The organism is Bacteroides sp., assembly GCF_028690125.1.
Classification (GTDB): Bacteria; Bacteroidota; Bacteroidia; order Bacteroidales; family Bacteroidaceae; genus Bacteroides.
Window position 1 is genome coordinate 25081 of the sequence record NZ_JAQVBV010000044.1, and the last position, 9136, is coordinate 34216.

General features: G+C 37.0%; 8 protein-coding genes and 1 tRNA gene. 5 read left to right on the forward strand and 4 right to left on the reverse strand.

Translation table 11 applies throughout. The features are described from left to right. Positions 1–61: 61 nt before the first annotated feature. The 4 genes from PHO71_RS21290 (at position 62) to PHO71_RS21305 (ending at position 4331) form a co-directional block, all read left to right on the forward strand. Positions 62–1717: an AMP-binding protein gene (locus tag PHO71_RS21290; RefSeq protein ID WP_300207261.1), complete on the forward strand. Its 1656-nt coding sequence runs from the start codon at positions 62–64 to the stop codon at positions 1715–1717. 221 nt (positions 1718–1938) lie between these two features. Then, positions 1939–2136, forward strand: a complete 198-nt coding sequence (locus tag PHO71_RS21295; RefSeq protein WP_148373046.1) for a DUF2007-related protein — start codon at positions 1939–1941, stop codon at positions 2134–2136. 231 nt (positions 2137–2367) lie between these two features. Further along, the gene (locus PHO71_RS21300; RefSeq protein ID WP_300207263.1) at positions 2368–3519 is read left to right on the forward strand and encodes a PCMD domain-containing protein; all 1152 of its coding nucleotides are present in this window, start codon (positions 2368–2370) and stop codon (positions 3517–3519) included. A gap of 23 nt (positions 3520–3542) precedes the next feature. Continuing rightward, positions 3543–4331, forward strand: a complete 789-nt coding sequence (locus PHO71_RS21305; RefSeq protein WP_300207266.1) for a porin family protein — start codon at positions 3543–3545, stop codon at positions 4329–4331. Between the two features lie 79 nt (positions 4332–4410). Here the strand turns inward: PHO71_RS21305 and PHO71_RS21310 are convergent, their stop codons facing one another. After that, entirely contained in the window at positions 4411–4926 is a 516-nt protein-coding gene (locus PHO71_RS21310) for a calycin-like domain-containing protein (protein WP_300207269.1), read from the reverse strand. A gap of 156 nt (positions 4927–5082) precedes the next feature. After that, positions 5083–7053: a PCMD domain-containing protein gene (locus PHO71_RS21315; protein WP_300207272.1), complete on the reverse strand. Its 1971-nt coding sequence runs from the start codon at positions 7051–7053 to the stop codon at positions 5083–5085. A 782-nt stretch (positions 7054–7835) separates the two neighbouring features. On the opposite strand from PHO71_RS21315, the gene PHO71_RS21320 reads away from it, so the two are divergent. Continuing rightward, positions 7836–8279 (forward strand): transposase, encoded by a 444-nt coding sequence (locus tag PHO71_RS21320; protein ID WP_300207274.1) that lies wholly within the window; start codon positions 7836–7838, stop codon positions 8277–8279. 203 nt (positions 8280–8482) lie between these two features. Here PHO71_RS21320 and PHO71_RS21325 read toward each other — a convergent pair whose 3' ends face one another. Next, positions 8483–8716: an Arm DNA-binding domain-containing protein gene (locus PHO71_RS21325; RefSeq protein ID WP_300207275.1), complete on the reverse strand. Its 234-nt coding sequence runs from the start codon at positions 8714–8716 to the stop codon at positions 8483–8485. 147 nt (positions 8717–8863) lie between these two features. After that, positions 8864–8942, reverse strand: a tRNA-OTHER gene (locus tag PHO71_RS21330). Between the last annotated feature and the right edge of the window lie 194 nt (positions 8943–9136).

The window sequence follows — 9136 nt, forward strand, 5'->3', positions numbered from 1 at the left end:
ACAAATGGGCTGCATGGAAAAATTCTTCATTTATAATTCATAATTCTTAATTCCAAAAGTTATGGTAGAAAGATTTTTAGAACAGACTACTTTTACCTCACAAGAGGACTTTATCAAGAATCTGAAAATAAACGTCCCGGAGAACTTTAACTTCGGTTATGACGTAGTAGATGCCTGGGCTACCGAACACCCCGACAAGAATGCTTTGCTTTGGACTAACGACAAAGGTGAATGCCAGCAATTTTCCTTCGCTGATATGAAACGTTACACCGACATGACGGCGTCTTACTTCCAAAGTCTTGGTATCGGTCGTGGAGACATGGTTATGTTAATCCTCAAACGCCGTTTTGAATTCTGGTTCAGTATCATTGCACTTCACAAACTGGGCGCAACTGTTATCCCGGCAACTCATCTGCTGACGAAAAAAGACATTGTATACCGTTGCAACGCTGCTGATATCAAAATGGTCGTAGCTGCCGGAGAAGGTATCATCTTACAACATATAAAGGATGCGCTACCTGCTTGTCCCAGTGTAAAACAATTGGTTAGTGTCGGTCCCGAAATCCCCGAAGGATTCGACGATTTCCATAAGGGAATTGAAAATGCCGCACCGTTTGTTCGCCCTAATCATGCGAATACAAATGATGATATCTCATTGATGTATTTCACTTCCGGTACCACCGGTGAACCTAAAATGGTAGCACACGATTTTACTTATCCGTTAGGTCATATCGTTACCGGTAGTTTCTGGCACAACCTGAACGAAGATAGTCTTCATCTCACCATCGCCGACACCGGTTGGGGGAAAGCTGTATGGGGAAAACTCTATGGACAATGGATTGCCGGGGCAAATATATTTGTATATGACCATGAAAAATTCACCCCGGGAGATATCTTGCAGAAGATTCATGACTATCATGTCACTTCGCTTTGTGCACCTCCTACTATTTTCCGTTTTCTGATTCATGAAGATCTAACAAAATATGATCTATCTTCTCTTAAATACTGTACCATCGCAGGAGAAGCTTTGAATCCGGCAGTATTTGAAACCTTTAAAAAACTAACAGGTATCAAATTAATGGAAGGTTTCGGACAGACAGAAACTACATTAACTGTTGCAACTATGCCTTGGATGGAACCAAAACCGGGAAGTATGGGATTGCCAAACCCACAATATGATGTAGACCTGATTGACTACGAAGGCCGTTCTGTCGAAGATGGAGAACAAGGGCAGATTGTGATACGAACATGTAAAGGTAAACCTCTGGGACTCTTTAAAGAATATTATCGGGACGCTGAGCGTACTCACGAAGCATGGCACGATGGCATCTATTATACAGGCGATGTTGCTTGGAAAGATGAAGATGGATATTTATGGTTCGTAGGTCGTGCGGACGACGTTATCAAGAGTTCCGGCTACCGTATCGGTCCGTTCGAAGTAGAAAGCGCTTTGATGACTCATCCTGCAGTAGTAGAATGTGCCATCACCGGAGTACCTGATGAAATACGGGGACAAGTAGTGAAAGCAACAATTGTATTGTCTAAAGATTATAAGACGCGTGCCGGAGAAGAACTAATCAAAGAATTACAGAATCATGTAAAAAAGATAACTGCTCCTTATAAATATCCACGTGTAATTGAGTTTGTAGACGAACTTCCGAAAACTATCAGTGGCAAAATCCGCCGGGTAGAAATTCGTAAAAATGATGAGAAGTAGATAAAAAACAACCAATTCATCGATAAATCCTCCTTAAATACTTCGTAAAGTTGTATTAAGAAGGATTTTTTTGTCAATGCAACAAATACGCCCATTTATAGCAAATATTGGTCATTATGTCAATTTGACTCAAATGTGTCCTTATATGAAGCATTATTTCTCCTTTTAATCAATTTCCTCTTTTATATTTGCGGCAGTAAAAACCAAAACACAAAAAAGAGATGATTACGAGTAGAAAGATTTCCCAAGTAAATGTTTTCACTGGCAGCCCGTGGGAAGTAGCTAGTGTAAAAAGACTCTTGAATGCAGCCTATATTGAAGCCTCAATGAAAGACAAAGGCCTTAATTGCATTCAAATTATGGTTCCATGTGAATGCTACACGGCAGCTATGCGGATTATCAGTAGTAGGATTTCCTAAGTTTTAAAAAGTACATAGAAAATAAGAAGAGGATGTCTTGTGACATCCTCTTTTGTGTCTGCTAAATAAGATGCAAATTGAACATACAAAAGACACGGGGATTGTCACTGTCAGTCGTTATAAAATGTTTTATTATATGCATTAAAACGTTTCATTTCAAAAAAGAAACTTAACTTTGCAACCAAGTTTTATAAAAAAAGACTGAATTAGTAACTATAAAGATTAAATCACATGAAAATTAAGACTTTAGTAGCCTGTTTCATACTTGCCTGTGCAGTATCCTCCTGCATACAAGAGGAAGCGCTTAACTCAGAGGCAGCTATAGATGCTTGTACTGGTGATGACGTACAACAAGCAAGCATTGATTCTGAGAACTTTACCATTCAAGTGTACGTTTCTAAAGCTGCTGACCTTACAAAAGTAAATATCAAATTCCAGCTTCCTGTTGGAGCGAACATTGCCCCGTCAGTTCCACAAAGTGGAGACAACATCTCCACTTCTTTGTATAATTTTAAAGATAAAAATCCAAGAGAATTTAAAGTGGTTTCTGAAGACAAAGCTTTCGAAGCGACTTATCTTATCACACTCTGGCAAACAGAAATGCCCGATACTTATCATTTTGAGACACTAAGCTCGGAAAATCCTTTCCATGTATTCTATGAACAAAACAACAGCGAAGAAACGGATGGAGAACACGTTATCCGCCGCATGGAATGGGCTAGCGGAAATCCCGGATATAATCTGACAGCAATGGCCAAAAATCCGACAGAATATCCTACTGTACAAGTAAACGGAGGATGGGATGGCAGAGGGAAATCTCTGAAACTGGAAACAAAGAGTACCGGAAGTTTTGGTGCGATGGTAGGTATGCCACTTGCAGCCGGAAACTTATTCATTGGATCGTTTGACAAAACAAATGCGCTTCATGATGCAATGGGAGCCACTCATTTTGGTTTTCCTTTCTTCTACTACCCGGAAAAATTGGAAGGACATTATAAATACAAAGCCGGAGATAAGTTCACTGCCAATGGGCAAATAGTAGACGGAAAACAGGATCATTGCGATATTTATGCAATATTATACGAAACTGATGATAATGTTAGTTTTCTTGATGGTTCTAACTCTTTAAATTCGCCTAATATTGTGATGTTAGCAAGAAAAGCATCGGATACTTATTGGTCTGAAACCGAAACATGGCAACCATTTACCCTTGACTTTGAATTAATGCCAGGAAAATCGATTGAACCTAACAAGCTGCAAAAAGGTATTTATAAACTTGCTATCGTATTCTCTTCAAGCGTAGATGGAGCTAAATTCGAAGGGGCTATAGGAAGTACACTCTACATTGACGAAGTGAAACTTATATCTAGAGAACAGCAATAATAATCTATTAACTACACATAAAAATGAAAACAATCTATAAGATATTCACTATCTCCTGCTTATTGCTTTTCTTATCACAAGGCATGAAAGCCCAAAGCGAGAGAAACCAAGGCATCGTCTATTCATATTTACACGGATGGGAATATAGCATAAAAGCCGGATTTAATATTGGTGGTATGGCACCGCTCCCGCTGCCCAAAGAGATACGTAGCATTGACAGCTATGCCCCTGGCATAGCTATTTCGATAGAAGGAAATGCAACAAAATGGTTTGACGAACAGAAAAAATGGGGAATGACAGTAGGTATACGGCTCGAAAATAAAAATATGACTACGGAAGCCACTGTTAAAAACTATGGTATGAAGATTTTCAATACTAATGGTGGGGAATTAAAAGGTTTATGGACAGGAGGTGTAAATACGAAGGTTAAAAACTCCTATCTCACTGTCCCGGTATTGGCAAACTATAGAATCAGTAGCCGCTGGAAAGTCACAGCAGGACCATATGTTTCTTATCTGATTGAGCGCAATTTCTCCGGTCATGTATATCAAGGCCATTTACGTACCCCAGACGAAACCGGTTCAAGAGTCGATTTCACCGGTGAAAGCATTGCTACTTATGACTTTTCTGATAATCTGCGTAAATTCCAGTGGGGAATGCAGTTAGGCGGTGAATGGAAAGCATTCAAACATCTGAATGTATATGCTGACTTAACATGGGGACTAAATGATATCTTCAAAAAGGATTTTGATACTATTTCGTTCGCCATGTATCCTATTTATTTAAATATAGGATTCGGATATGCATTCTAAAAGACGAGAACATTTTCAGACAATAAAAAAGAGACTGTAATTACAGTCTCTTTTTTATTGTCTGAATAATATCTTCAAATTATTTCTTAGTTCCAGAAAACTGAACTGCAATTTTCAAAAATTCAGTGAAAGGAATATCAATATCTAATTTAATATTATTTCCTGTTATAGTACCACTTAAAGTTACAGGAATACCTGCATCAGATAATCCAGGTCCTACCCATTCAATACCTGCCTGATCTCCAGCCTCTATTTTAAGCTTCTCAACTTTTTTCATAAATGTAAAATTACCACCATTGCCTACTAAGTCAATATCGGTAATTTTAATATTTCCAACAGGTAAAGTACCTTCTCCACCAGTTGCATCTGATTGAAGAATAAAATTCTTCAATATAAAATTGATCTTACCTTCAGCCGGACTTGTTAATTCAATATTCTGCGATGAAGAAATTGGGCTTCCTCCATTGATTGCAACCGCCAGATTTCCAGCATAAGTACCTGCTACATTTACTTTGTCATCATCGTCATCGCCACAAGAAGTAAACAAACTAACTGAGCAAACCAACATTAACAAATACAATAAATTCTTCTTCATAATTCTCAAACATTTAGTGAATAAAATCTCTTTTTTAATATTCAAAATCGCAGCAAAGTAACTGCATTATTTCCATATTAACAAGATTTACTCTTCATATTCTAGAATCTTTTCTGTCAAGGTAACCTGCTACCCTGACAAAAAAGATCTAATACTTTAAAAAGTAACTGCTAAATCATCAACATAAAGTACACTACCCGGAGCACCGCTAAATTTGTCCCCATCTTTACTTGAAGAACAAACAACAGCTAATTTATACTTCTTAGCAGGATCAAAACTCTTACCTTCTTTAAATGTAAAGTTTACATTAAAGTCAGTATATGTTGCTTGTTCTTTACCATCTACTGAAGCAACTGCCACTACTTTATCAGAAGTCAATAAGTTTGTGCCATCCAAGAAGTCAAAGGCATAGCTACTTACTTCATACAATACAGCATTCATAGCTGGTAAATCTTTTTTCGTTTCATCTTTCTCAAATACATGAGCTTGAGAAGGATCAGGACAATGATAATACGTTTCTCCAGCTTTAAATTTATAAGAACCTTTGAAAGCAACAGGTTTTTTGAGACAAGGATAACCAAACTTAGTACTTTTCAACGTATTAACTGGATCCACTACAAAAGTTCCTGTAAATACAGAACCGGAAGTTACTTTAGGAACAGAAGTGATAAAAGCAAACTTACCCGTTGTATCTAAAGACTCCAAACGAGCAGCCTTACCTGTTATACTTTCATCAGAGATAGTCACTGCATTCGGTTTATCAGGAGAATAACAATGTAGAATAAAATCCATTCCTTTTATATAAGCAACTCCTTCATTAGAAGTAGACCATCCCGCTCCCGGTTCGTCAAATAATATCTTACCTTGATTATTGTAACTCTTCACTATCCATTCTCCATTAAAGTTAGTCACAAATGAAAAATTATCCTGTAAGACTGCTGTTTTTACCGTGTATATAACAGTGGTCTTTCCACTTTCAGCGGTTACCTTAAACTTTTGTTCGGTAGAAAAATCGATTGATGTACCTTTTACATAAGGTGCATCGCCATAGTAGATGGTAGCTCCTGATGAAATTTTAAACTCAGGTACTAACGACAATTTATCACCAGTTGTGCCTTCCTTAACATAAAAAACAATATTAGCTTTGTTACTCTCTATTTCACTAATCTCTGGTTGTAATGTCACAACATCTCCGCTAATTGTCATTTTTTCTATTACAGCCCCCGTTTGTTTTTGATCAGCTGTAAATACATAATGAGCTGTATTCTCCTCATTAGTAATGGTCATATTCAAAGCCAATCCTCCATTTTCAAACTTACCAGAGAAATCCAATGTTGCATCGCCTCTTTTATCAGTCAAAGCCTGGTGGATTTCTTCAATCTCCACACCTGTTGCAGTTTTTATTAATCTTGCAGATTTAATTTCAATCTGTCTGGTATTATTAGAAGACCATGGGAAACTTATATAAAAAGGTTTAATAGAGATTTGATTATATTTGTTATAAACAACTTCTATACCATCTGTCGGCCATTTAGCTTCTAAATCTATTCCAGTGATAATAAGTTCTTTTCGTGCATACCATCCTGCTAACTCTTGAGCATAATCCTTTTTATCTACTTCAGAACTTAGCTTTTCTCCAGCAAAAACAACTCCAATATTTCGACTGTTTCCATCTGAATCCTTAACTTTTACAGAGAAATTCACATCTAATTTTTGTGACGCCACAGTACCTGCTGCTGTAATCTCCATTTCTCCGAAAGTCGCATGTTGTACAGTCACTTTGGATTCTTTTAATTGTACCAAAGCATTATCACCTTCAACCATTACATTAGGAAATGACAAATCATCTATTTCTATTGATACGGGAGCATCTTCTACCACCATATTAATAGAGATATTTTTAAGTTCTAGAGTTACATCATTTGCTCCAACCGGAGTTATGAAAGCCTGCTGCCTGGAAGCTTTTGCTTCTAATGATACCACAGACAATTCTCCATTATAAGTTCCAGCAATATCCTTCGCTAATTGAGGAGCTTTACCTCCATCATTATTATCGTCATCATTACAAGCTGTAAACAAGCTCATAGAGCAAACGAACACCAATAAACACAGTAAACTTTTCTTCATAATTTTCTTATACAATTATTTAATTATTCACAATAATAAAAAACATTACAAAATAACGCATTTATATTAATTATTACAAGGTCCATTCTTTGTATTTTATGATCTGTTTTTAATATTTCAGAAATTAAGATTCTTATTTAGAAGTTCCAAATGATTCAAAATTTCTAAAAGTAGAGATTTCTATTTTAAGTTACTCTCACAATTCTACATTTTGAGCCATATGTTATAAACGGATCAATCCGAAAACCGTGTGGGTGGTTTATGTAGATAAGTAAAAGTACGCTATCTTTGCGGTCAAATTAACAAAAGCCGAATGAAATGAAATCCAATCGCAGCTTGCATAATTTACTACGAGTAATCTCCCTGAAGTTTTAATGGAGTATTTCGACATTTCCGGTTGGGATGACGACTCTGCCAAAATTGAAGTTTGGCTTGAGGAGAAAAATTATATGGAGCGTTCTGATTACAAGAGCGGTACTGTTATATCACATAGTTTTACAGATGAATTCAGGATTTTTCTCTGCGTGGCAAGCCCGTCTAGCTTCACGTAAGGCGTTGTCGCTGGTATGACAAAGCTACGGGTGAAACCTTTTGCTATACCTATGATGACCTTACAGCCGAAGGGACAAAACTGACTCCAGAGTTCGTTTCTTTTTTAAAAGAAGAAGATTGAAACTACCGTTGCCAGCATAAGCTCCATAAGAGATGTTTACGGGGTAAACAGGAAACAGTAGACTTCACAGTACAAGGAGTTTATCAGCGCATACAGACAGTGGGATCAGTTGGAGCATGCCTCAGAGTATGTCCTGTTCAAACAGAACATAGGTCCTAGCCTTTGTATTGACGAGACTTCTTTGAACTGCGGAGAATTATATACTGTGGTCACTAACCGTGCGGGACATGGCGGCAAAGGTACACTTGTGACCATGATACGTGGTACAAAGTCTGAAGATGTCATCAAGGTTCTTGAAATGATCCATGTATCTAAGCGTAAGACGGTGAAAGAGGTTACTTTAGATCTCTCACCGACCATGATGAGGATTGTCCAATCAGCTTTTCCTAATGCCACTATGACAAATGACCGGTTTCATGTAAAGAAGCTTTTCTATGAATCAATCGATGAACTCCGAATATCTTATCGCTGGATGGCACGAGACCTTGAGAACGATGAAATCCAGCGGTGCAGAGAGCAAAATATAGGATCAAGTCAAAAAGTATGTGGGTGACAAATCATAACCGTAAATCATCGATGCAATCAGTATATAAATAAAGCAAATTATTGATTGATCTATAGTGTTTTATAAAAGGATATTATCACATCACAAAAAACATAAGCACTCCGATAATTTAACATACCCACAGGGTTTTCGGACTGATCCGATAAAACTTAAAAATCAACAACGTTCTTCTTTTTACTTTCTAAATAGTACTATTTTTCTTTCAAATTTTCAATAAGGTTCTTAATTGCCTTTAGTATCTGCTCTCGATTAGGGCAATTTCGTTTAAGCTTGTTCTTCTCAAATTCCCAATAGTTAGGACTAACAGAGATTCCAAGACTAATATACTTCTTTTTGCCACCTTTACAGACACGAAGCATGATTGGATGCTCACCATTACTAAGAGTTTTAAACCTGTAGCACAACACATTAGCAGTTGCTTTCATTGCGATTCTGGTTTAACTCTTGGTTTAACTTTCGGTTTAACTTTATAGCGAATAACCAATAAAATCAAGGAAATTTAGTGTAGAAAACAGAAGAAGTACATTAAAGCAAAAGCCCCGTAAATCATTGACTTACAGGGATTTCTCAAGTACTCGAAGCGGGACTTGAACCCGCACAGCTACAATAGCCAAAGGATTTTAAGTCCTTCTTGCATTCCACCTTTCGAGCATCCTAAAGCCCTCACAGATTCCTATATATCAAACACTTACAAGACAAGCGATAGTTTCAACTAAATCTCAATAAGTCTTTGGTTTACATATTGGTTTACATGAACTCAATAAATCAATATAGGTTTATTCAATAAGTTAATAATCTCTTTGCAGTAGTAAACTGCATTGCAAATATAGTCAATATCACTTTAC